28 protein-coding genes are annotated in these 22,354 nt (G+C 30.6%); 12 read left to right on the forward strand and 16 right to left on the reverse strand.

All coding sequences use genetic code 11. The features are described from left to right. Positions 1–6: 6 nt before the first annotated feature. The 3 genes from LACAL_RS09680 to LACAL_RS09690 are packed head-to-tail and all read right to left on the reverse strand — an operon-like array spanning position 7 to position 2,617. Positions 7–738, reverse strand: coding sequence for a hypothetical protein (locus tag LACAL_RS09680; RefSeq protein ID WP_049791494.1), 732 nt, complete (start codon positions 736–738; stop codon positions 7–9). Position 739: 1 nt separating this feature from the next. Continuing rightward, complete coding sequence (locus LACAL_RS09685; protein WP_013870547.1) at positions 740–1,618, reverse strand: hypothetical protein; 879 nt, start codon at positions 1,616–1,618, stop codon at positions 740–742. Then, a complete protein-coding gene (locus tag LACAL_RS09690) occupies positions 1,619–2,617 on the reverse strand; it encodes a stage II sporulation protein M (protein WP_013870548.1) in 999 nt (332 codons plus the stop codon). 34 nt (positions 2,618–2,651) lie between these two features. Between LACAL_RS09690 and LACAL_RS09695 the strand changes: the two genes are divergently transcribed. From LACAL_RS09695 to LACAL_RS09705, 3 genes are read left to right on the forward strand one after another with little or no spacing between them, the layout of a single operon-like run. Continuing rightward, positions 2,652–3,368, forward strand: coding sequence for an RDD family protein (locus LACAL_RS09695; protein WP_013870549.1), 717 nt, complete (start codon positions 2,652–2,654; stop codon positions 3,366–3,368). 57 nt (positions 3,369–3,425) lie between these two features. Then, on the forward strand, positions 3,426–4,028 hold the full coding sequence (locus LACAL_RS09700) for a trimeric intracellular cation channel family protein (protein WP_013870550.1): 603 nt from the start codon (positions 3,426–3,428) through the stop codon (positions 4,026–4,028). A 53-nt stretch (positions 4,029–4,081) separates the two neighbouring features. Next, complete coding sequence (locus LACAL_RS09705) at positions 4,082–4,417, forward strand: tRNA-binding protein (RefSeq protein ID WP_013870551.1); 336 nt, start codon at positions 4,082–4,084, stop codon at positions 4,415–4,417. Between the two features lie 76 nt (positions 4,418–4,493). Here the strand turns inward: LACAL_RS09705 and LACAL_RS09710 are convergent, their stop codons facing one another. Together LACAL_RS09710 and LACAL_RS09715 are read right to left on the reverse strand one after the other, a co-directional pair. Beyond that, entirely contained in the window at positions 4,494–4,904 is a 411-nt protein-coding gene (locus LACAL_RS09710) for a PUR family DNA/RNA-binding protein (protein WP_041301456.1), read from the reverse strand. 98 nt (positions 4,905–5,002) lie between these two features. Next, positions 5,003–6,760 (reverse strand): ABC transporter ATP-binding protein, encoded by a 1,758-nt coding sequence (locus tag LACAL_RS09715; protein ID WP_013870553.1) that lies wholly within the window; start codon positions 6,758–6,760, stop codon positions 5,003–5,005. 143 nt (positions 6,761–6,903) lie between these two features. Here LACAL_RS09715 and LACAL_RS09720 point away from each other — a divergent pair, with 143 nt between their 5' ends. The 4 genes from LACAL_RS09720 (at position 6,904) to yajC (ending at position 9,867) form a co-directional block, all read left to right on the forward strand. After that, positions 6,904–8,010 (forward strand): Glu/Leu/Phe/Val dehydrogenase, encoded by a 1,107-nt coding sequence (locus LACAL_RS09720; protein WP_013870554.1) that lies wholly within the window; start codon positions 6,904–6,906, stop codon positions 8,008–8,010. A gap of 112 nt (positions 8,011–8,122) precedes the next feature. Further along, positions 8,123–9,034, forward strand: a complete 912-nt coding sequence (gene nusB, locus LACAL_RS09725) for a transcription antitermination factor NusB (RefSeq protein WP_013870555.1) — start codon at positions 8,123–8,125, stop codon at positions 9,032–9,034. Positions 9,035–9,088: 54 nt separating this feature from the next. Continuing rightward, the gene (locus LACAL_RS09730; RefSeq protein WP_013870556.1) at positions 9,089–9,580 is read left to right on the forward strand and encodes a DUF1573 domain-containing protein; all 492 of its coding nucleotides are present in this window, start codon (positions 9,089–9,091) and stop codon (positions 9,578–9,580) included. After that, positions 9,580–9,867 (forward strand): preprotein translocase subunit YajC, encoded by a 288-nt coding sequence (gene yajC, locus LACAL_RS09735; protein ID WP_013870557.1) that lies wholly within the window; start codon positions 9,580–9,582, stop codon positions 9,865–9,867. Before LACAL_RS09730 ends, yajC begins: the two co-directional genes overlap by 1 nt. Before the next feature lie 62 nt (positions 9,868–9,929). Here yajC and LACAL_RS09740 read toward each other — a convergent pair whose 3' ends face one another. The 4 genes from LACAL_RS09740 to LACAL_RS09755 form a co-directional block, all read right to left on the reverse strand. Next, positions 9,930–10,532, reverse strand: a complete 603-nt coding sequence (locus tag LACAL_RS09740) for a YdeI family protein (RefSeq protein WP_013870558.1) — start codon at positions 10,530–10,532, stop codon at positions 9,930–9,932. Between the two features lie 14 nt (positions 10,533–10,546). Continuing rightward, positions 10,547–10,912, reverse strand: coding sequence for a DUF2200 domain-containing protein (locus LACAL_RS09745; RefSeq protein WP_013870559.1), 366 nt, complete (start codon positions 10,910–10,912; stop codon positions 10,547–10,549). Positions 10,913–10,927: 15 nt separating this feature from the next. Then, on the reverse strand, positions 10,928–13,072 hold the full coding sequence (locus tag LACAL_RS09750) for a M3 family metallopeptidase (RefSeq protein ID WP_013870560.1): 2,145 nt from the start codon (positions 13,070–13,072) through the stop codon (positions 10,928–10,930). 68 nt (positions 13,073–13,140) lie between these two features. Next, positions 13,141–13,854 (reverse strand): peptidylprolyl isomerase, encoded by a 714-nt coding sequence (locus LACAL_RS09755; RefSeq protein WP_013870561.1) that lies wholly within the window; start codon positions 13,852–13,854, stop codon positions 13,141–13,143. A gap of 2 nt (positions 13,855–13,856) precedes the next feature. Here LACAL_RS09755 and LACAL_RS09760 point away from each other — a divergent pair, with 2 nt between their 5' ends. Next, positions 13,857–14,498, forward strand: coding sequence for a CoA pyrophosphatase (locus tag LACAL_RS09760; RefSeq protein ID WP_013870562.1), 642 nt, complete (start codon positions 13,857–13,859; stop codon positions 14,496–14,498). A 44-nt stretch (positions 14,499–14,542) separates the two neighbouring features. Beyond that, complete coding sequence (locus tag LACAL_RS09765) at positions 14,543–15,349, forward strand: 1-acyl-sn-glycerol-3-phosphate acyltransferase (RefSeq protein WP_013870563.1); 807 nt, start codon at positions 14,543–14,545, stop codon at positions 15,347–15,349. 3 nt (positions 15,350–15,352) lie between these two features. Here the strand turns inward: LACAL_RS09765 and LACAL_RS15035 are convergent, their stop codons facing one another. The 3 genes from LACAL_RS15035 to LACAL_RS09780 are packed head-to-tail and all read right to left on the reverse strand — an operon-like array spanning position 15,353 to position 16,942. Beyond that, positions 15,353–15,808 (reverse strand): hypothetical protein, encoded by a 456-nt coding sequence (locus LACAL_RS15035; RefSeq protein ID WP_013870564.1) that lies wholly within the window; start codon positions 15,806–15,808, stop codon positions 15,353–15,355. After that, positions 15,808–16,443, reverse strand: a complete 636-nt coding sequence (locus tag LACAL_RS09775) for a hypothetical protein (RefSeq protein ID WP_013870565.1) — start codon at positions 16,441–16,443, stop codon at positions 15,808–15,810. Before LACAL_RS09775 ends, LACAL_RS15035 begins: the two co-directional genes overlap by 1 nt. Positions 16,444–16,447: 4 nt before the next feature. After that, complete coding sequence (locus tag LACAL_RS09780) at positions 16,448–16,942, reverse strand: RNA polymerase sigma factor (RefSeq protein ID WP_013870566.1); 495 nt, start codon at positions 16,940–16,942, stop codon at positions 16,448–16,450. Positions 16,943–17,227: 285 nt separating this feature from the next. On the opposite strand from LACAL_RS09780, the gene LACAL_RS09785 reads away from it, so the two are divergent. Further along, positions 17,228–19,381 carry a TonB-dependent receptor gene (locus LACAL_RS09785; protein WP_013870567.1) on the forward strand — a complete coding sequence of 718 codons (2,154 nt, stop codon included), beginning with the start codon at positions 17,228–17,230 and terminating at the stop codon, positions 19,379–19,381. 3 nt (positions 19,382–19,384) lie between these two features. On the opposite strand, the gene LACAL_RS09790 is transcribed toward LACAL_RS09785, so the two are convergent. The 4 genes from LACAL_RS09790 to LACAL_RS09805 are packed head-to-tail and all read right to left on the reverse strand — an operon-like array spanning position 19,385 to position 21,104. Continuing rightward, on the reverse strand, positions 19,385–19,705 hold the full coding sequence (locus LACAL_RS09790) for a hypothetical protein (protein ID WP_013870568.1): 321 nt from the start codon (positions 19,703–19,705) through the stop codon (positions 19,385–19,387). Positions 19,706–19,709: 4 nt separating this feature from the next. Further along, positions 19,710–20,213 (reverse strand): hypothetical protein, encoded by a 504-nt coding sequence (locus LACAL_RS09795; protein WP_013870569.1) that lies wholly within the window; start codon positions 20,211–20,213, stop codon positions 19,710–19,712. Positions 20,214–20,257: 44 nt separating this feature from the next. Next, a complete protein-coding gene (locus LACAL_RS09800) occupies positions 20,258–20,677 on the reverse strand; it encodes a hypothetical protein (protein ID WP_013870570.1) in 420 nt (139 codons plus the stop codon). Continuing rightward, positions 20,670–21,104: a hypothetical protein gene (locus tag LACAL_RS09805; protein WP_013870571.1), complete on the reverse strand. Its 435-nt coding sequence runs from the start codon at positions 21,102–21,104 to the stop codon at positions 20,670–20,672. The genes LACAL_RS09800 and LACAL_RS09805 overlap by 8 nt, the downstream gene beginning before the upstream one ends. A gap of 173 nt (positions 21,105–21,277) precedes the next feature. Between LACAL_RS09805 and LACAL_RS09810 the strand changes: the two genes are divergently transcribed. Beyond that, entirely contained in the window at positions 21,278–21,691 is a 414-nt protein-coding gene (locus LACAL_RS09810; RefSeq protein WP_013870572.1) for a DUF2141 domain-containing protein, read from the forward strand. Between the two features lie 12 nt (positions 21,692–21,703). Then, a complete protein-coding gene (locus LACAL_RS09815) occupies positions 21,704–22,342 on the forward strand; it encodes a hypothetical protein (RefSeq protein WP_013870573.1) in 639 nt (212 codons plus the stop codon). Positions 22,343–22,354 lie beyond the last annotated feature (12 nt).

The raw sequence follows: 22,354 nt of genomic DNA on the forward strand, positions 1-22,354 counted from the left end.
TATTAATTATTTTACTTGGTTGTTAAGGTTTATAAAAGCAAGTTTTAAACTTTCAAATTTTAAAGCATCTACTTTAAATTCTCCATACCAGACATAATCGTAAATTTTAGTAATTTTTTCAAATTGAGCTTGTATGGTATTGGTTTTAATTTCGTTTATATAATCTGCATTTGTTTTTTGTAATTGCCAATCAATTATATTGGTTTCAGATAAATTTTTAAGCGTTAGTAAGTAATAATATCTAATTGCTAAACGGTAGTCGTTTTGCTTTATAGCTTCGGTTATTAAAGCATTTATATCTTCGTTTTTTATAATTTGTTCTTCGTCTGTAAAATTAATTGTAGCTTTATTTTGTTCACCATAAATTAGATTTCGGTTATTAACTTTTAGAAAAAACCTAATAAGTAAAAATATAAGTATTCCTAATAAAATATATGGTAATACTCTAAAAATAAACCATACAATGCCTTCGGCTTTAGAGCCACCAAAAAGCCACTCGAAAAACTTCATTAATCCATTACGAACCCAGCGCTTAAATCGTGTCCACCAATTATCTGGGTCTTCTATAGTTTCTTTATAATTAAAGGCTTTGTCTTGCGTGTATTTTTCAAGGTCTTCTTTTTTAATATCCTGTTTTTTGTAATAGGAATCATTGTCTTGCAATGCCATTGCGTCTTGTTGGCCAAGACTTAAAAAGCAGATAAATAAAAATAAAAAGAAGCAACTTAGGTTTGGCATATTATTCTTCGGTTTTACCTAAAGAATCTATACGCTCAAAAGTACCTGTAAAGTTCTTTTTTTCATTTAAACTAAAATAAATAAATACCGAAGCAACAATAAATACGAGGTTAAGTAGAAATTGAAAGAATGAGCTTAGCACATTTAAAGCGATATAAACAGGATCTACAAATGAATCCATATTTGCAGGATCAAACTCTCCAGAAAAAACACCCATTTTCATGTAAGAGTACATCATGATTGGAATCATGAAACAGTATGCAATTACAATTAAAACCAGCCAAATTAAAAATACAGTGACTCCTGTCATGACCAACTCGTTTCTTACCAAACTATAACTTTCTCCATAAGCATCTGTTGCATTTTTTTTAGCAAAAACATATATAGGAAACACCACTGCCATAGGAATCATGAAATAGAGGATAGGTAAACAGCATAACATAATGGCAACAACTAGCGTTAAACCTTTTAAAATAGAAAGACCTAAAAATCCCCAAAAAGACTGGTGTACACTGGCTTTAATCTCTTGTAGGTTTGTTGTACCATTATTATCTACATAAGATTTTATATAATGTAATGCAGTGGATACTGTAAAGGTATAAGCTAAAATTGCAGTAACTAAATATGCAGCGTAAGCAGCAAAAATCATAGCAAAATTCTCTGTAGGAAATGCGTCTGGATCTTGAAAGTTAAAAGAAAAACTATTACCAACTACATACATGTAAAATACTAAGCCAAATAGAAATAAGGCTAAATAGGGTCCAGCAACATTTATTATAGTTTTAAAAAAAGGTTTGTATTCGTTTCTAATAAAAGCAAAAGTATCTGAAAATATTTCTCCTAATTCACGTTTCTTTTTAAATTCTATATATTGTTTCATTTATTGTTGGTTTTTGTTCGTTTGGTTATTTGCAAGTTTTTCCTGTTGTTTTTGCTTATTTAATTTTATTGGGTAATACACATAATAAAAAAGTATTAAGGCTAATGAACTTGAAATAATAAAAATAGCTAGCCAGTCTGGCATTTCGGTATGTCTTGTAACAAAGCCTTCTAAAAATCCTGCAAGTATAAAAAATGGAATAGTACTCATTAAAATTTTTAGTCCGTTTACAGCGCCACGTTTAAAAGATTCTAATCGTGTATAAGTACCAGGAAAGAGCATGCTGTTTCCTAAAACTAAACCAGCACAGCCAGCAATTATAATTACCGAAATTTCTATAGTTCCATGAATCCAAATGGTTCTTGCCGATTCCCAAAGTAATCCTTCTTGATAAAAAAAGTATTGAAAACTTCCAAGCATAATACCGTTTTGCATCATAATAAATAAAGAGCCAATACCTAATAAAATACCATAGCCAAAAGCCATTAAAGCTACCTTTATATTATTTAATGTTATGCCAAGAAACATGTTAAATTCGCCTTGCTCTTTATAAACGCCCATTGGGTCGCCTTTTTCAATATTATCTAAGGTCATGTTTACATAACCGTCGCCCAAAAAACCACGAACAAAATCACCTTCGTTAGCAGCAGAGAATGCGCCAATAGCAACAAAAAGAGCAAATACTAAAAAGGCTACAAGTAATTCTCTATGATGTTGTGTAAACATTAAAGGAAACTCTTGAGTGAAAAAAGTAATAATCCTGTTTTTAGATTCTTTTTTTGTTTTATAAATTTTTTGATGTGCAGAAGAAGCTAGCCCATTTAAGTAGACTTCTGTATTACTATTAGGGTAAAAAGTTTTAGCGTAGCTTAAGTGATCTGTAATTTCAATATAAAGGCTTGATAAGGCTTCTGGAGTTATAGAAGTTTTATTTGATAGAACATTTTCAAATGTTAACCATTTATCCTTATTTTGCTTTACGAAAGCAGCTTCACGCATTTAATATATCTTTTGCTTTCAAAGAAAAGAAAATATGAAGGAATTTCAAATAGAAACGGCTCAAAATATAGCGATTGAGCAAAATGCCGCAAGTATTGTAGATAGGATGCTTGGTTACATTATAGACTCTGCAATTATATATATTTATATAATACTTGTATACTTACTATTAATAAAATTAGATTTAGATCCGCGCGATTCTTGGGCTATATATTTATTATGTTCACTTCCTGCTTTTCTATATTATGTACTATTAGAAACATTTTGGGACGGACAAACCGTTGGTAAAAGTTTAGTGAAAACACGCGTTGTAAAATTAGATGGTTCTAAAGCTGGATTTGGTAATTATTTTGTACGCTGGATTTTACGTTTGGTAGATGTTGTATTCACCAGTGGCGGATTAGCAACCTTAACTATTTTATTAAAAGGAAATGGGCAGCGTGTTGGAGATATTGCAGCAGGAACTACCGTAATTACTGAAAAACGAAAGGTAAAATTAAGCGATACAATTATTAAAGAAATAGATCCATCTTATATACCAAAATACAGTCAAGTTACTTTATTTAAAGATGCAGAAATACAAACCATAAAAACTGTTTTTGAAGATGCAAAACGACACGGAAACCATAATGTTATTTTAAAACTTAATAATCGTGTTAAAGAGGTAATGCAAGTAGAACCAATAGAAACACCTGTTGAGTTTTTAAACACAGTACTTAAAGATTATAATTATTACACTCAAAATATGTAAGGTATAGTCTTTATTTTTTTAAATAGAGCTTTGACTTATTATAAAAGTATTTAAAACATGTTTTACATCATTGACATTTTAGGAACTATTGCTTTTTCAATTTCGGGAGTGTTAGTGGCGCTAAATAAAAAAATGGATGCTTTTGGTATTCTAATTATTGCCTTTGTTACAGCAGTTGGTGGCGGTACATTGCGAGATGTGCTTATTGGTGAAACACCAGTAAGCTGGATGAAAGATATGACCTTTGTTTATGTAATATTCACTTCTACAATATTAGCAGTTGTATTTAAAACCAAAATAGATTATTTACGAAAATCATTATTTCTTTTCGATACTATTGGTATAGGTTTGTATACTGTTGTAGGCATAGAACGTGGTATTTCGGCAGGATTGCATCCTATTATTTGTATTGCTTTAGGTACAATGTCTGCTTGTTTTGGTGGTGTAATACGCGATATTTTGTGTAACGAAATACCTATAATCTTTAGAAAAGAAATTTATGCAACGGCATGTATTTTAGGCGGTATAGCATATTTTATAATTAAACGTTTACCTATAGAAGGTAACTTTGTGTTTATTATAGCTGGTTTAGTTGTAATTATAACACGTATTTTAGCAGTAAGGTTTAAACTACAGTTACCTAACTTATATAAAGATTAACGCAATTATTTAAAAGTCTTGTACAGTAAAAACAACTTTTGTAAATTCACAGCATGAGCAATACAATTCAATTTGAAGATTTTACAAAAGTCGATATTCGCGTTGGTACAATAATAGAGGTTAACGATTTTCCAGAAGCGAGAAATCCAGCTTTTAAACTGGTTATAGACTTTGGTGATTTGGGCGTTAAAAAATCTTCGGCACAAATTACAACGCTTTACAAAAAAGAAGAATTACTAAATAGGCAAATTTTGGCTGTCGTTAATTTTCCTAAAAAACAAATAGGTAAGTTTATGAGTGAATGTTTAGTTATAGGCGCTGTTGATGGTAAAGATGTAATGTTACTAAACCCTGAAGAGCAAGTGAAAAATGGAACGCCAGTGTCTTAAATAAAAAAAAGTATATAAATAAAAAAACACCATTTCGTTAGAAATGGTGTTTTTTTTTTATTTAAGTATTTTAATTTTAAATATCATCAAAATCAATATCTGTAAATCTGCTTTCTGCAGTTTGAGTAGATGTTGTTTCTTCTACTGTAGCAGTTGCTTCTGTGCTTGGAGTAGGAGTGTTGTATTCTTTTTTGAAATCTTTTTGGTGACGATCACTTATAACTTCGTCTCCTTTTTCTGCTATAACATAATCTGTCATTTCTTGTAAAATAGAATTGAACTCAGAAAAATCTTCTTTATACAAGTAAATTTTATGTTTCTTATAATGAAACGATCCATCGTCGTTTGTAAATTTTTTACTCTCAGTGATTGTTAAATAATAATCTCCTGCTTTAGTAGCGCGAACATCAAAAAAATAAGTACGTCTTCCGGCTCTTAAAACTTTCGAGTAAATTTCCTCTTTCTCCATCATCTCGTTATTATGCATAGTTTTTTAGTTGTTGTGTTATTTTGTGTTTCAAAAATATAAAAAAATTAAAACCACACAACATTTTAGGGTTTTTCTTTTAAAGCTTCTATTTGTTGTTAATTGGATGTGTTTTCGGTTAATTGGTTTAAATAAAGCTCTTTATAATAACCATCTATATCAATTAAGCCGCTATGTGTTCCTTTTTGTACAATTTTACCATCGTCTAAAACAATAATGTGATCTGCATTTTTAGCTGATGATATTCTGTGACTCACAATTATGGTCGTTTTTCCAGCAGAAACCTTTTTTAGGTTGTTAAGTATTTTTTCTTCAGTTTCTGTATCTACGGCAGATAGGCAATCGTCAAATAATAATATTTCTGGATCTTTAATTATTGCTCTAGCAATAGATACACGTTGCTTTTGTCCTCCAGATAAAGTAATACCTCTTTCTCCTAAAACAGTTTCATATTGCTTAGCAAATTTGCTAATATTTTTATGTACTTGTGCATTTTTTGCAGCAGCAATTACTTCATTATCTGTTGCATTTTCTTTACCAAATTTAATATTGTTATTTATAGTGTCGCTAAATAAAAAGGCGTCTTGAGGTACATAACCAATGGCATCGCGTAGGTTATATAGATTTAACTGGTCTATTGGTGTGTTGTCTATTAATAGTGTTCCAGAGTCTATATCGTACAAACGGCCTATTAAGTCTAAAATTGTAGATTTACCAGAACCAGTTTTTCCTATAATAGCTAATGTTTCTCCCGCTTTTATATTAAAACTTACACCTTTTAAAGCTTGAATATTAGTGTCGTCATATGTAAAGTGTACATCTTTGAAACTAATATTACCTGTTATTTTAGATAGTGACGTATTTTTGTTTTTAATCTCTGGTTCTACTTTTAAAAACTCATTTATTCTTTTTTGCGAAGCTTCTGCTTCTTGTACAATAGAGGTTACCCAACCAACGGTTGCTACTGGCCAAGTTAACATATTTACATACATTATAAACTCTATAATATTTCCTAAAGAAATTTCTCCAGCCATATATTGTTTGCCACCAAAATAGATAACAATAATGTTGCTAATACCTATTAATAAAAGCATCATAGGAAAAAAGAAAGCTTGAATTTGTACTAAATGTAGGTGTTTTTGTTTGCTGCCTTCAGCTAAATTATTAAAGTTAGTAGCAGTTTGTGGCTCTATTCCATAGGCTTTTATAACCGAAATACCACTAAAAGATTCTTGAGTAAATGTAGAAAGTTTAGATAAATATTGTTGTACTACAGTACTTCGCTTATGTATTTGTTTACTAATTTTATATATTAAAACCGATAATATTGGTAATGGAATTATAGTATATAATGTAAGTTGTGGTGCTTGTTTAAACATAAACACCAATACAACTATAAATAAAGTAATGGTATTAATACTATACATTATAGCAGGACCAACATACATTCTTACTTTACCAACATCTTCACTAATGCGGTTCATTAAATCTCCAGTTCTATTTTTTTTATAAAAATTTAAAGAGAGCTTTTGGTATTGTTGGTAGACTTCGTTTTTTAAATCAAACTCTATATAACGCGATACATTAATAATAAGTTGACGCATAAAAAAAGTTAAAATCCCAGTAGCAATAGCAGTACCTATAATAAGGAGTATGCTTTCTAATAAAACCGATTTAAAAACCTCTAAGTTTTCAGTCGCGTTTTGCATCTCGGCACTAATACTATCTATAATTTTAGATATTAGCTTGGGAATGAACACAGTAAATAACTTAGATGCAATTGTAATAACAATACCTAGTATAAGCTGTTTTTTATATTTAAGGAAATATTTGTTAAGGTGCTGTAATTCTTTCATTTACAGAAATTGTAGTTTTAAAGTTTTTAACAATTATTCAAATTTACATCCCGATTTTTGCAAAAAAATTAATAATAGGTTATTTTTGCGCGTTCTTTTTACATAATGTGTAAAACTAAATTCCATTAATTAAACTAATATATATGGTATCAGAAGTTATTAATACAAACGAATTACATAAAATAGATCCAGTATTTGGGCAATTATCATTCGATAATCATGAGCAAATTGTTTTTTGCAACGACAAAGATACAGGATTAAAAGCAATTATAGGCATACATAATACAGTATTAGGTCCTGCTTTAGGAGGTACTAGAATGTGGCAATATAAGAACGAGTGGGAAGCATTAAATGATGTGCTACGCTTATCTCGTGGTATGACTTTTAAAAGTGCCATAACAGGTTTAAATTTAGGTGGTGGTAAAGCCGTAATTATAGGTGATGCTAAAACACAAAAAACGCCTGAATTAATGAAACGTTTTGGAGAGTTTGTACACTCTTTAAGCGGTAAATATATAACAGCAGAAGATGTTGGTATGGAAACCAGCGATATGGATTTGGTACGTGAAGTAACACCATATGTAACAGGAATTTCAGAAAGTAAAGGTGGAGCAGGAAATCCATCTCCAATTACAGCTTATGGCGTTTTTATGGGAATGAAAGCTGCTGCAAAATATAAGTTTGGTACAGATGTTCTTGAAGACAAATCTGTAATTGTACAAGGTATTGGTCACGTTGGTGAATCTCTTGTAGAACATTTAACTAACGAAGGTGCAAAAGTTATAATCTCAGATATTAACGAAGGTCGCTTAAACGAAGTAAGTATTAAGTATGGCGCAGAAATTTATAAAGGAAACGATATTTATTCTGAAAAAGTAGACATCTATGCACCATGTGCATTAGGTGCAACTATTAACGACGATACAATAAATAAACTTCAAGCAAAAATTATTGCTGGAGCAGCAAATAACCAATTGGCAAATGAAAATATTCATGGTCAAATGTTACAAGATAAAGGTATTGTATATGCACCAGACTTTTTAATAAATGCAGGTGGGATTATTAATGTTTATGCAGAATTAGAGAACTACGGTAAAACCGAAATTATGCGTAAAACTGAAAATATTTACAATACAACACTAGAAATTTTATCTAATGCTGAAGCTAATGCAGTTACAACACATCAAGCTGCTTTAAACATTGCACAAGAAAGAATAAATGCTAGAAAAAAAGAAAATTCTAATAGCTAAGTATTCATAAAATATACTATTTTTGCAGAGCGAAAGTGACTACCACTTTCGCTCTAATTTTTTTAAGTTCTTTGTAAAGATGTTAAGTAGAAGACACATTAGGGTTAAAGTTATGCAGGTATTGTACGCCTTTAAAGGTACAGAAAGCGATGATTTTTCTAAAGATCAAAAATTTTTAATTTACAGTATAGATAATATGTACAATTTGTACTTGTTAATTATCTCGCTTTTAATTGCTGTGCAAGAACGTGCTGAGAGTCATTTAGAGAAAACCAGTAAAAAACACTTGGCAACAGACGAAGAAAAAAATCCTAACCGAAAATTTATTAGTAACGAAGTTTTAGCAATGCTTAAAAATAATGAGCAGCTAAAATCTAGAATTAATGAAATTAAAACTATAAACTGGGATTTAGATAGTGAATATGTAGAAATTATTTTTAGAGCAATACTTAAAAGTGACCTATATAAAGACTATTTAAAAACAAAAACATCTACATTTTATGAAGATAGAGATTTTATTGTAGATGTATTTAAAGAAATTATAGCTCCTAACGATAAGCTTTACGATTATATTGAAGATAAACACTTAACCTGGTTAGACGATTTACCAACAGTCAATACATCAATATTAAAACTTTTACGTAAAGTAAAACCAGAGTCAGACGCATTTCATTTTATGCCTAAGTTGTATAAAAACATAGAAGATAAAGAATTTGCAATTAAATTGTTTAAAAAAACACTTTTAAACCAAAGTATTTTATCTAAAGAAATCGCATCTAAAACTACCAATTGGGATGCAGATCGTATTGCAAATATTGATTACCTATTACTAAAAATGGGTATATGTGAGATTAAAGATTTCCCATCTATACCTACTAAAGTGACCATAAATGAATATTTAGAAATATCTAAAGAATATTCAACACCAAAAAGTAAAGTCTTTATAAATGGTATTTTAGATAAGCTGGTAAAAGAATATGAAAACGAAGGAAAACTAAATAAAGTTGGCCGTGGGTTGATGTAGTGAAAAAATATTATTATTTTTACGCTCATTACCCAAAATAAATAAAATTTAATTATGAAAAAAGTATTAGTAGTATTTAGTGCATTATGCATGATGGCATTTACTTCTTGTAAAGAAGATGCAACAAAAAAAATTGATGAAAGCAACGTAACAGCAGCAGCGGTTAGAGATGCAGCATCTTCAAAATATCCAGTTATTGAGTTTAATAAAACTGAACATGATTTTGGTGAAATTATTAATGGAACACCAGTAGAAACAGTATTTACATATAAAAATACAGGTGAAGCTCCTTTAGTAATTACAGATGTAAAAAGTTCATGTGGATGTACAATTCCTAAAGATTGGTCTAGAGAGCCTTTAGCTCCAGGAGACGAAGGGAAATTTACAGTTAAATTTAACGGTAAAGGAAACGGGAAAACTTCTAAAGCTATTACTGTAACAGCAAATACAGAAAAAGGAAGAGAAGTAGTTAAAATAACTTCTTTTGTAAAGCCAGATCCTAACGCACCAGGAAAAGCACAACCTTTATCTCCAGCAATTAAGTAATGGGAGAAATTTCAAGCTTTTTACCAATTTTAGCAATGTTTGCTGTAGTGTACTTTTTTATGATTGCACCACAAATGAAACGTGCTAAAAACGAAAAAAAATTCGCTGCTGAATTAAAGCGTGGCGATAAAGTAATTACCAAAAGTGGTATGCATGGTAAAATTGTAGAACTAAATGAAAAAGATAATAGTTGCATAATAGAAACTATGTCTGGAAAATTAAAGTTCGATCGAGCTGCAATTTCTATGGAAAGCAGTAAGGCACTAAATGCACCAGTAAAAAAGTAATTATTATAACCAATAATAAAAAAAACCTCAAGTGTAAACTTGAGGTTTTTTTTATTTATCTCTTAACAGTTTTTATACTTATCATGTAAACCAATACCATTTAAAATCATAGGTTTAATTTTGTCTAACCTTTTGATTTTTGTGGGTTCTCTTTTTGCATCTATAATATAGTTACAGTATTCACGCTGTTTAGAAAGCGTTAAATCTTTAAAAGCATTACTAAAATCTATATTTGTATTTATTTCATTTTTTAATAAATCTGGAATAGTAATATCTTTTTTAGTAGTACGAACAGGCTTGATTTCTTTGCCTAGTTTTTGGTTTTCTATAGCTTCTTTAATGTAGGCTAATACTATTGGCTTATCTATATCATCTAAAGTGTCAAAACGCATTTGCCTTAAGGCCTTTGTTTTTCCTTCTTGAGCATTAACCAATAGGTTGTTTTTATCTTTTAAAAAGACACCATTAAAAAACCAAAGGCAAAAATGTTTTTTAAATGCAGCTAAACCAATAACATTTTTACCGTTATACGAATATACCGGTGCGCTCCATTTAATGGCTTCATCTAAATTAGTAGATAATATAAGTTCTCTTAGCGTATTTAATACATCACTAAAATGGGCATTATTTTCTATATACTCTTCAACCGATGTCGCTTTTTTCATAATAAAAATATTTCTTAGCTTCTTAGTATTTTCTCCATTTTTCTGCCTCTAGCAAGTTCATCTATTAACTTATCTAGATAACGCGCTTGTTTTGTTAGAGGAGTAGTAATGTCTTCAATCCTATAGCCACAAATAACACCTTTTATTAAATGTGCGTTGGCGTTTAGTTTGGCGCGTTCAAAAAAAGTTTTAAAGGTTACTTTTTCTTCAATTAAAGTATTTAATGTGGTTTCATTAAAACCAGTGAGCCATTCTATAACAGTATGAAGCTCTTCTACGGTTCTTCCTTTTTTTTCAACTTTAGTTACATAATGTGGATATACAGATGAAAATGTTAAGTCAGCCACGCGTTTATCATGTTCTGGAGTAGTAGTAGCCATATATATTATTTTAAATTATTTGGTAATAGGAAAACCACGATCTTTCATTAATGCTTCAATTTTAGCATCACGTCCTCTAAATAATCTATAAGCTTCAGCAGGATCCATGCTATTTCTTGGAGCAAAAAGGTATTTTACTAATTTTTCTGCAACTTCTGCATCATAAAATCCTCCTGGAGCTTCTTTAAAAGCTTCAGATGCATCACTAGTTAAAACATCTGCCCACATGTAACCATAATATGCTGTAGCATAACCTTCACCAGAAAAAACGTGACCAAAATGTGGTGTTCTGTGACGCATTGGTAATTCTTTTGGCATATTTAATTCGGCTAAAGTTTCGCGTTCAAATTTATCTATATCTATATTTTCAGGATCTGCTAAGTGTAGTTTCATATCCATTAAAGCAGATGCTAAATACTCTGTTGTACCAAAGCCTTGATTAAATGTAGAAGCTTTTTTTATTTTAGATACCAGTTCTTCTGGCATTGGTTCACCTGTTTTGTTATGCACTAAAAATTGGTTTATAACTTGATCTGTAGATAACCAGCGTTCTAATAATTGAGATTGAAACTCTGTATAGTCTCTCACGCCACCATTTAGTGTTGGGTATTTTACATTAGAAGAGAAAAAGTGTAATGCGTGGCCAAACTCATGGAAAAATGTTTCGGCATCATCCCAAGATACTAAAACAGCTTCACCAGGTGCAGCTTTTACAAAGTTTGAGTTATTAGATGCTAATACATTGGTTTTTCCATCAAAGGTTGTAAAACTTCTGTAAGTTGTTGCCCAAGCTCCAGAGCGTTTACCTTGTCTTGCAAATGGGTCTAAATACCATAAACCAATATGCTCTCCAGAGTCTTTATCTGTAACTTCCCAAACTTTTACATCTTCATGAAATACAGGTACGCTACCATCTGTAATAGGCTTGAAGTTATAATTAAATAATCGTCCAGCAGTATAAAATAAAGCTTGTGTAAGTTTATCTAATTGTAAGTATTGTTTTACTTCGTCGCTATCTAAATCGTATTTTGCTTTACGTACTTTTTCTGCATAAAAACGGTAATCCCAAGGTTCTATAGTTATGTTATCTCCATTTTTATTTGCAACAGCTTGCATATCTGCAACTTCTTCTTTTACTCGTGCAATGGCAGCTGGCCAAACAGCCATCATTAAGTTCATGGCATTTTCTGGTGTTTTAGCCATACGGTCTTGTAAGCGCCAATCGGCATAATTATCGTATCCTAATAATTCTACACGTTCACGACGTAATTTTAAAATTTTTGCGATTATAGCATTATTATCATATTCATCACCATTATCGCCACGAGAGTAATAATTTGTCCAAACTTGTTTACGTAATTCTCGGTTTGTAGCATAGGTTAAAAAGGGATCCATTGAGGATCTTGTATTTGTTATGGCATATTTTCCGTCTTCGCCATTTGCGGTTGCAATTGCTGCTGCCGATTTTATAAAACCATCACTCAACCCATCTAATTGGTCTTTTGTTAAGTAGGTAATATAATTTTCTTCATCATGTAATACGTTATTTGAAAAATCGCTGTATAAAGAAGACAATTCTTTATTTATTTCAGCATAACGTTTTTTCTTTTCGGTATCGAGTTCTGCGCCATTCATTTCAAAACCTTTGTAAACCAGCTCCACAACACGTTGTTGATCTGCGTCTAAAGGTGTTTTTTGAGACGCATCATATACTGTTTTTATTCGTTTAAATAATTTTTCGTTTTGGTTTATTTTAGAACGATATTCTGAAAGTTTAGGAGCTAAAGCAGAAGAGACTTCTCTAAACTCTGGTGAACTCATATTACTACTAAAAATACCATAGTATGTAAATGCGCGGTTTAAAGGTTTACCAGCACGCTCCATGGCTTCAATAGTATTTTTAAAAGTTGGTTCGTCTGGATTATTTGCTATTGCCTCAATATCTTCAAGACCTAATGCCATACCTTTTTCAATAGCGTCTTTTACATCTTCAACCTTCATTTTATCGAATGCAGGAACACCTTGGTAAGGTCCAGTCCATTCTTCAAGTAATAAATTGTCTGCCATTACAGTTTCTTTTTTTTGTTCTTCTTTTTTACAAGCAGTAATTGTAATAAGTACTGTAAGTAGAATAAGTTTTATACTTTTTTTAGTTTGCATGGTATTGGTTTTGTTTGAAGGATTTAAGATATAAAATTTTTAGCATTTTAAATATTAATTTAAGCGCTTTAATTTAAAATTTCTACTGTTTGTATGTAGACGTTATGCACTGGCCAATCGCCACCATCGACCTCTACATTAGCAATTTTGTCTACCACATCCATACCGTTAATTACACGCCCAAAAGCAGTGTATTTACCATCTAGATGGTATTGGTTTGTTTGGGTGATAAAAAACTCGAAAGGTGATGCTAATTTATAAGCATTTTCAATATCACTACTTGGTACAGAAATAATACCGCGATGGTGTTTAAAACCACGTTTAGTATCTGGCGGAAGTAAATATCGTCCTATTTTTCGTCTCTTTTTAAGTACTTTTCGGTTGTCTGAATTTCCTCCTTGTATCACAAAATTTTTAACAACACGATGAAACTGTGTACCATCAAACACTTTATTTTTTACTAAAAAAATAAAATTTGCACGGTGGAATTTTACAGTGTCAAATAATAAAATATCAATATTACCTTTGTCTGTTACTAATCTCACTTTGTTTTCTTGGTTTTCCTTTTCATATTCCAAAAAGAAATCCATAGCATTATCGTCGTTTAAAGGTAAAAAGCGTTCTTCAAGAGATAATTTACTACTATCTATAGCTATTTCTTTAGCTTCAGGTTTTTCTTCTTTTTGTTTGGTTTGTTTTGGTAGTGTTGTTTTTTGTTTAGTTTGTTTATCTTCACAATTGAAAAATATTAGAGAAATAAACAATACAATAAGTAAGCGCATAAATGAATTTTAATAAGTTTAAAGAATCCATTGTAAAAATAGAAAATTTACCGCTTCCAGGTCAAGATTCTCAATTTAAAATGTCTCCTCCATTTCGTGAAGCATTAATAAAACTACAAGCCGAAAAAATAAAACGCGCGCGAAAAAGTGCAGTTATGGCTTTATTTTATCCAAATCTTGATAACGAAACAGAGTTAATGCTAATACTTAGAAAAACGTATAAAGGTGTACATTCTGCACAGGTAGGTTTTCCAGGTGGTAAATTAGAAGCAAATGAAACTACAAAAGAAGCTGCTTTAAGAGAAACCGAAGAAGAAATAGGAGTAGATGCTAGTAGTATTACTGTTTTAAAAAAACTAACAGAGGTGTATATACCACCAAGTAATTTTCATGTGCAACCTTATATAGGTATAGTTAAAAACACACCTATTTTTACAAAACAGGATACAGAGGTAGAAGATTTATTAGAGGTAAAACTCACTCATTTTTTAGACGAAAATAATATTACCGAAAAAGAAGTAACTACTTATAATGGTCTAAAAGTCAATGTTCCAGCTTATAATTTAAATTCGCATCTTGTTTGGGGAGCAACAGCAATGATGCTTAGTGAAGTGAAAGACTTGTTAAAGTGCACTATAAAATAGTTATGATTCTGTACCTTTGCTAATCGTAAAACAGTGAAATTATTATGGGATTATTCAAAAAAAATCCTTTCGGACATATATTGTGGGTTAAGAAATGGCTAATTAGAATTCTTGGTGTGTTATCACACAGACGTTTTAGAGGCTTTAACGAACTACAAATTGAAGGCTCTGAAATTATAAAAGACTTACCAGATACAAACGTATTATTTATATCCAATCACCAAACTTATTTTGCCGATGTAATATCTATGTTTCATGTATTTAATGCTAGTTTAAGTAACAGAGAAGACTCCATAAAAAACGTAGGTTATTTATGGAACCCTAAATTAAACATGTATTACGTTGCAGCAAAAGAAACAATGAAATCTGGTTTACTGCCTAAAATATTTGCATATACAGGATCTATAAGTATAGAACGTACATGGAGAAGCGAAGGTAAAGATGTAAACAGGCAAGTTAAAATGAGTGATATATCGGCAATTAACACTGCCTTACAAGACGGTTGGGTAATTACCTTTCCTCAAGGAACAACAACACCGTTTAAGCCAATTAGAAAAGGAACAGCACACATTATAAAACGTTACAAACCAGTAGTTGTACCAATAGTAATAGATGGTTTTAGACGTAGTTTTGATAAAAAAGGATTACGTATTAAAAAGAAAAACGTATATCAAACTTTTGAAATTAAAGAACCATTAAAAATTGATTACGAAAATGAAAGTATTGCAGAAATAGTTGAAAAAATAGAATATGCAATAGAGCAACATCCTTCATTTTTAAAAGTAATTCCTCAAGAAGAATTAGAAGCTCGGGAAGAGTTAAATAAACAGCGTGAGTGGATAGATAGTTAAACCTTAAAAAGAATAAGGTGATTTGTAATCTAAAACAAGGCCATCTTCTTTTGCTTTTTTATCCTTTTGAGAACCTATAAACAAACCAATACACATTCCTATAACTAAGCCAATAACTAGGCTTACTACACCAAAAACCAAATTAGCAAGCATGCCAAAGCACATGCCAATACCCATATAGCTAGTTTCGTAATGCTTTTCTGGTATTAACCCAAAATTAGTTTCTAAAAACTTAAGCAGTTCCTGTAATTTTTTGTTTAAATCTTTTCTGGATGTAGTATCTGCAAGATCTAATAATTCTATTTTATTTTCAATTAAAGCTAAATCTTCAGTACTTAAAATTCTAAGTTTTAAATCTGTAAAAAGGTTTATATAAGCATTATAAATATTAAGTTCTTTTTTATTAATGCTTTCAGTTTTTAAATCCTTAAAATAAGCTATGTAATTTTCTAAAACCATTATACTTCAAGTTTTTTTAACTCCTTGTAGTTTCTATTTAAACGTCTTAAAAGTATACCGTAAATTAATCTGTAAAACAACCAAATAACAAGTACAAATAATCCTGTAAAAAGTATTAATACTATTGCAGTTACTATAAAAGTACCGCTTTCGGCATCTTGAAAAACAGTTTTAATATTTGGGTCATTTTTAAAGGCATAATAAAAGCCAACTAACATAGATAAAAATGCCATAATTAAATTATAAATTACATAGTACTTAATCACCTTTCGGGTTTTAAGTATATTCTCCATTAATTTTTTTGCACTATCTGTAACAGAGATACCTTTGTAAGATTTATAAAGTAAATACACAAAAACTAAAATAACAGCATAACTTAAAAAAGCTAGAATAGGCATTGCAATGCCATCGCCATACATTTCATTTAATTTTTGGTTATAGCTATCACTAAAAAATAGAGGTAAAGTGTTTACCAATATCCAGAATATTAATTCTGCAATACTAATATAAAATAGAGTCTTTACAATAGAAGACGATTTTTTTAGCAGCATAGGATAAATATCCTTTGTAGTTATGTGTTTGTCTTCAACACCATCACTTTGCCAATGTTTTTTTAATAAATCTAATTCATCCATAGGTTTACGGATTTAATATGGTTCTTAATTTGGTTTTCACTCTATTCATTTTCACTCTAGCATTAACCTCAGTAATACCCATTGTTTCACTAATTTCTTTATAATTCTTATCTTCTAAATACAAGAAAACAAGCGCTTTTTCAATATCGTTTAATTGGTGTACGGCTTGATACAATAGTTTAAGTTGTTGCTCCTCAGTATCATCATAATCTTCAGCTTTAATTTTAAACTGTACAGTATCAAATTCTGTTGTTTTAATACTTCGTTTAGACTTTCTGTAAAGTGTAATCGCGGTATTTAACCCAACACGATACATCCAAGTACTAAACTTCGAGTCACCACGAAATTTTGGATACGCTCGCCATAACTGTATGGTAATCTCTTGAAACAAATCATTATGTGCATCATAATTATTAGTATACAAACGGCATACCTTGTGCACAATATTCTGGTGCTTCTCAAGCAATTCTACAAAACTATGTTCAAGTTCTTTATTCAATGTTGTTGGTTAGGTTAATATATAAGTAGTATTAAATTTAGATATGTTACAATAAACTTTAAATAATTTTATTTTTTATTTGGGCGTTACCTAAAGGTCGGGCTTTTTGCAGTCGCTATCAGAGATGAGCTCCAACAATGCTTCAATCCCTAACGCAGTATTAAAAAGCATATTAAAAAAGTAAATACATACATTTCATCATTTAAATACTACAACTCGGTAATAATCAATTTAAAAAACTAAAGTACGATTGCATATTTGCCTCATCAATTAAAGCGAACAATCATGAAATGTATTTTACCATTACTACTAAGTTTAATAAGCTATGTAAGTATAGCACAAACACAAATTACAGGAACAATAACCAATAAAAAAAATGAACCTATTGTAGGAGCAAATATATACCTAGAAGGAACGTACGATGGTACTACAACCTTACAAGACGGAACTTTTAATTTTACAACTGCCGAAACAGGTACACAAATTCTGGTAATCTCTTATGTAGGTTACGAAACTTTTAAAATGGCAAGCGATGTAAGTACATTACAACACTTAAAAATACAATTACGAGACGATATTAACGCCTTAGAAACCGTAGTTTTATCTGCCGGAACATTTTCTGCCGGTGACAACAGTAAAGTTTCCGCATTAACATCTATGGATGTGGTTACAACAGCAAGCGCTTTAGGCGATTTTGTTGGTGCATTGCAAACATTGCCAGGAACAACAACAGTTGCCGAAGATGGTAGGCTTTTTGTTCGTGGAGGAGAAGCAAACGAAACACAAATTTTTATAGACGGTATTCGTGTATTTACACCATATACACCAACAACCAATAATATACCAACACGTGGTCGTTATTCGCCATTTTTATTTGATGGTATTACATTTTCTACAGGCGGTTATAGTGCCGAGTATGGTCAAGCATTATCTAGCGTTTTACTATTAAACACCTTTCAAGAACCAGATCAAAACAAAACCGAAATTAGAGTTATGAGCGTTGGAGCAGGTTTAGGTAATACACAAAAATGGGATAAAAGTTCTTTAAGTATAAATGCAAGCTATATAAATTTAGCACCGTATACAGCACTTTTTCCAGATCGTAATAATTGGCAAAAACCTTATGAAAACGCTAGTGGAGAAGCCGTTTTTAGACAAAAAACAAACAACGGATTATTAAAGCTTTATACGGCTTTTGATACGTCTAACTTTCAATTAACACAAGAGGATATTAATTTTCAAAACGGTGTAAATTTTAAACTAAACAATAGCAATCTATATTTTAACGGCTCGTATAAAGCAAAGCTAAAAAACAAATGGCGATTAGAAACAGGAGTAAGTTATACGTATGCAAAAAATAATATTAATATAGGGCAAAGTGATATAGACGATACAGAAAATTCTATACATGCAAAACTAAAGTTTAGAAAAAGCTTTAGTAACCGTTTTAAGCTTAATTTTGGTGCCGAATATTTTAATACCAATTTTAATGAAGCATACCAGGATAATTTTGTTTCACCTATAGATTATGGATATAAAAATAATATAAGCGCTGCATTTACAGAAGCAGATGTAATATTCTCTAAAAAAGTGGCTATAAAAGCAGGTTTTCGTGTAGAATATAGCGAGTTATTTAAAGAAACAACTCTTTCGCCAAGAGCTTCGTTAGCCTATAAAACAGGAGCAAGAAGTCAAGTATCCTTTGCTTATGGTGATTTTTACCAAAATCCAAACAGTACTATTTTAAAGTTTAACCAAAACCTTAAAGCCGAAAAAGCCCAACATTTTATATTAAACTACCAATACAATAGCGATGGTCGTATATTTCGTGCAGAAACGTATTATAAACAATATGATAATTTAGTAAAGTACGATAGTGATTTTACAAGTTTTGAAGCTAATTACAATACCAACGGAAGTGGTTTTGCAAAAGGTTTAGATCTTTTTTATCGTGATAATAAAAGCATAAAGAATATAGATTATTGGGTAAGCTATTCGTTTTTAGATACCGAGCGTGACTACCTTAATTTTCCAACTGCAGCACAACCTAATTTTGCGAACCAACATAATATAAGTGTAGTTGGTAAATATTGGATTAACAAGTGGAAAAGTCAAGTAGGATTAAGTTATGCATTTGCATCTGGTAGAACATATACTAACCCAAATCAAGGTGGTTTTTTAAATCAAAAAACAAAAAGTTATAACAGTTTAAGTTTAAATTGGGCGTATTTATTAAGTCAGCAAAAAATATTATATTTTTCTGTAAATAATGTATTAGGCTTTAAAAACATTAATGGTTATCAATATGCAAACACACCAGATGTAAATAATAATTTTGCAAGACAAACATTACGTCCAGCTGCAGATCAATTCTTTTTTGTAGGTTTCTTTTGGACTATAAGTGACAACGGGACAGACAACCAATTGAATGATTTATAAAAATTAATTGAAACCTAAAATACCAATAGCTTGATATAAAACACTAATTACAGCATTCCATACTTTTTCTAGAACAACCTTTAAAATGCCTTTAAGAGTATTTACAAAATTGGTAGTCATAGCATGAAGACCTTCAAGAAAAAAATCTATTAAATCGTCATCAATATCTCCCGTGGCAATGCCACCTTTAATAATAAGTGTTTGTTTAGAAATGGCTTCTAATTGGCGTTCACTAAAACCACTAACAGTAGTAATATCTTTTTCTATTATTGCAGATACAATTTTTTTAATCTCGTCTATTAAGTTTGCTGTTGTTGCATTCATGGTATTAACGTTTTAAAAAACTTTCGTAAGTAACGGCTTGATCTAAAAAAATAACTATTTCACCTTTAAAAGCTTGAACAACTGTAGTGTTAAGTCCAGTTTTTTTGTCCGTAGCTTTCATTTTATTTAGGTTTTGTACAATGCGATTAAAAGCAAAAGCACTTGGATAATCGTCTGTATTTGTTGGTCCGTTTTTAGAAGCTAATATTTTATTTATTTTTTGAGTAACATTATTTTTAGGCAAAGGTCGTGCTCTTGCTAAAAGTTTTAGCATTTCAAACTCGCCAATAAGTTCGTTGTATTTGTTTTCGCGTGAGCTAAATGTTTCGGCATTAGTACCAATAGAAACAGATGCTAAAAATTGTAAAGTTTTGCTTGTGGTTTCGGTTAAATTCTGGACAATCGCTTTATCATATTCTGGAGCTAATGCTGCACGACAACTTGATAGCAAGCATAAGCTTAAGGTAATAAGAATAAGCTTTTGTGATATGGTTTTTTGCAATTTCATAATATTATAGTTTCATTTAAGTATCTTATAATTTTTAGATTAAACTATTGTAAAAGTTGTCTTTGTCTCCAAAAAATAAAACCTATAATAAAGCCAAAAGCCATACCAAGAAGATTTTTATATAAGTCTACAGTAACAATATCGTCTACCTTTTTTCCAGCATCAACAATCCAAATTAAAATAGCTACAATATATAATATGGCAGTTCCAACTGTTGGATTTATTCGTGGTTTATGGCGAACAGGAAAAAATATATTTGCACATATTGCTCCCCAAAAATATATGAGTATAAACAAGCCACTGTCTACATTGTTTTGTATTACCTTACTAATAGTATTATTGTTTAAATCATCTAAGGCTAAATAAAAATCCCAGATTATAAGTATTACAAAAAGAGCAATTAAAAAATACTCTAACCATTTAATAACGGTGTCATTATTTATAAATGAAATAAACTTACTCATTGCTACAAAAAATATTAGTGTTTAAACATTCTCCATCTTGAAAAATAGTAGCTTCATGACGTTGAGACCAAATAATATGCCCATATAGTAAACCAGAAATTAATAGAAATGCTTGTAGGTAAGGTTTAGGTTTAATTTTGTTTTTAAGTATTATTAATACAACACAAATTATAATTAAAAGTAAAACGGGTAACCACCAGTTACAGCAAAATAAAGGCTTTACAGTACCCATAAAAAAATGCCCGCCTAAAACTCCCCAAAGAAAAGTGATAAAAAAATATTTACCATTTGCCCAGAAGCTCAACCGGTTATTAACGGTATCGTTTTTAACAGTGTTAAGGTTTAGTAGAGCATTTAAAAGTACAATAATACCAATGCAAACTAAAACGATTGTCCAAACTAATTTAGGTGTAAAAAATTGCGACATATTTTAAAAATGATGTTTTAAAGTTACTAATATTCAGTTAAAATAAACCTATAAAAATCAAGGTTTTACTTAGTTGTTACAATTCGGTATTAAAAAATGACAGTTCGGTAAGTTGCTTTTTTTAAAACACGTGTTCTATAAGATATTTGTATCAACATTAAATACCAATACTTATGAAACGTTCACTTTTAATTTTAGCAGTTTTATTTTCATTTCAGTTTATAACTGCACAGGCACAAAACATTACGGTTAATATTTCTAATATAGACACGTATAAAGGCACTTTAGTTATTGGACTTTACGATAACGAATCACAATTTTTAAAGAAAACTGTAAAAGGGAAGCTTAAAAAAGTAACTAAAAATACAGCTACGGTTGTATTTCAAGAGGTAGAACCTGGAGATTATGCAGTGTCTTTATTTCATGATGTTAACGATAATAAAAAATTAGACACTTACGTATTTGGAATTCCAAAGGAAGATTATGGAACATCTAATAACGCTAAAGGTTTTATGGGACCACCAAAATGGGAAGATGCTGTTTTTACAGTAGATTCTAAAAATGTAACACAAAATATTTCACTTTAAACAACACAAATTATGTACAGACTAGCACTATTAATTATTATGTTTTTAACGTCACAGTTAAATGCACAAACCGAAACTAAAACAAATACAAACTTTGAAAAAGGTATGACAAAAGCCTTAGCACTATGGGAAAGTAATCCAGCCGATGCTGTAAACCTTTTTGAACGTATAGCAAGTGCAGAACCAGACAATTGGTTACCGCCATATTATGCGGCAATGGTTTTAATTACTGGCGGATTTTCTGAAAATAATATGGAAACCGTGCATGCTAATTTAAATCGTGCACAAAATTTTTTAAACGATGCCACAGCAATTTCTAAAGAGAATAGTGAAATTATGGTGCTTCAAGCCATGTTGCATACAGTATACGTTGTAAAAGATGGCGCAAAATATGGTATGACTTTATCACCAAAAATTGCAAAAATTTATGAAGAAGCTTATAAATTGTCACCTAAAAACCCACGTGTATTATTAAGTAAAACACAATGGGATATGGGAGCAGCAAAATTCTTTGGTCAGGATACAAAACCTTTTTGCAAGGATATAGAAAAGGCGATAGAACTTTTTACTAACTTTAAACCAGAAACAAGTTTACATCCTAAATGGGGAATGGATGGTGCTAAAAAAGCATTAGCAGAATGTAAACTATAATTAATTTGTATA

Source organism: Lacinutrix sp. 5H-3-7-4 (assembly GCF_000211855.2).
Classification (GTDB): domain Bacteria; phylum Bacteroidota; class Bacteroidia; order Flavobacteriales; family Flavobacteriaceae; genus Lacinutrix.

Coding starts and splice junctions, on each gene's coding strand:
- LACAL_RS09740 (WP_013870558.1), bottom strand. CDS start 10,532: ATGAAAAAAGCGACATCGGTTGAAGAGTATATAGAAAATAATGCCCAT.
- LACAL_RS09720 (WP_013870554.1), top strand. CDS start 6,904: ATGGTATCAGAAGTTATTAATACAAACGAATTACATAAAATAGATCCA.
- LACAL_RS09790 (WP_013870568.1), bottom strand. CDS start 19,705: ATGAATGCAACAACAGCAAACTTAATAGACGAGATTAAAAAAATTGTA.
- LACAL_RS09710 (WP_041301456.1), bottom strand. CDS start 4,904: ATGCATAATAACGAGATGATGGAGAAAGAGGAAATTTACTCGAAAGTT.
- LACAL_RS09810 (WP_013870572.1), top strand. CDS start 21,278: ATGAAACGTTCACTTTTAATTTTAGCAGTTTTATTTTCATTTCAGTTT.
- LACAL_RS09745 (WP_013870559.1), bottom strand. CDS start 10,912: ATGGCTACTACTACTCCAGAACATGATAAACGCGTGGCTGACTTAACA.
- LACAL_RS09705 (WP_013870551.1), top strand. CDS start 4,082: ATGAGCAATACAATTCAATTTGAAGATTTTACAAAAGTCGATATTCGC.
- LACAL_RS09695 (WP_013870549.1), top strand. CDS start 2,652: ATGAAGGAATTTCAAATAGAAACGGCTCAAAATATAGCGATTGAGCAA.
- LACAL_RS09715 (WP_013870553.1), bottom strand. CDS start 6,760: ATGAAAGAATTACAGCACCTTAACAAATATTTCCTTAAATATAAAAAA.
- LACAL_RS09815 (WP_013870573.1), top strand. CDS start 21,704: ATGTACAGACTAGCACTATTAATTATTATGTTTTTAACGTCACAGTTA.
- LACAL_RS09730 (WP_013870556.1), top strand. CDS start 9,089: ATGAAAAAAGTATTAGTAGTATTTAGTGCATTATGCATGATGGCATTT.
- LACAL_RS09795 (WP_013870569.1), bottom strand. CDS start 20,213: ATGAAATTGCAAAAAACCATATCACAAAAGCTTATTCTTATTACCTTA.
- nusB (WP_013870555.1), top strand. CDS start 8,123: ATGCAGGTATTGTACGCCTTTAAAGGTACAGAAAGCGATGATTTTTCT.
- LACAL_RS09800 (WP_013870570.1), bottom strand. CDS start 20,677: ATGAGTAAGTTTATTTCATTTATAAATAATGACACCGTTATTAAATGG.
- LACAL_RS09785 (WP_013870567.1), top strand. CDS start 17,228: ATGAAATGTATTTTACCATTACTACTAAGTTTAATAAGCTATGTAAGT.
- LACAL_RS09755 (WP_013870561.1), bottom strand. CDS start 13,854: ATGCGCTTACTTATTGTATTGTTTATTTCTCTAATATTTTTCAATTGT.
- LACAL_RS09760 (WP_013870562.1), top strand. CDS start 13,857: ATGAATTTTAATAAGTTTAAAGAATCCATTGTAAAAATAGAAAATTTA.
- LACAL_RS09700 (WP_013870550.1), top strand. CDS start 3,426: ATGTTTTACATCATTGACATTTTAGGAACTATTGCTTTTTCAATTTCG.
- LACAL_RS09765 (WP_013870563.1), top strand. CDS start 14,543: ATGGGATTATTCAAAAAAAATCCTTTCGGACATATATTGTGGGTTAAG.
- LACAL_RS09775 (WP_013870565.1), bottom strand. CDS start 16,443: ATGGATGAATTAGATTTATTAAAAAAACATTGGCAAAGTGATGGTGTT.
- LACAL_RS09685 (WP_013870547.1), bottom strand. CDS start 1,618: ATGAAACAATATATAGAATTTAAAAAGAAACGTGAATTAGGAGAAATA.
- LACAL_RS15035 (WP_013870564.1), bottom strand. CDS start 15,808: ATGGTTTTAGAAAATTACATAGCTTATTTTAAGGATTTAAAAACTGAA.
- LACAL_RS09680 (WP_049791494.1), bottom strand. CDS start 738: ATGCCAAACCTAAGTTGCTTCTTTTTATTTTTATTTATCTGCTTTTTA.
- yajC (WP_013870557.1), top strand. CDS start 9,580: ATGGGAGAAATTTCAAGCTTTTTACCAATTTTAGCAATGTTTGCTGTA.
- LACAL_RS09805 (WP_013870571.1), bottom strand. CDS start 21,104: ATGTCGCAATTTTTTACACCTAAATTAGTTTGGACAATCGTTTTAGTT.
- LACAL_RS09690 (WP_013870548.1), bottom strand. CDS start 2,617: ATGCGTGAAGCTGCTTTCGTAAAGCAAAATAAGGATAAATGGTTAACA.
- LACAL_RS09750 (WP_013870560.1), bottom strand. CDS start 13,072: ATGCAAACTAAAAAAAGTATAAAACTTATTCTACTTACAGTACTTATT.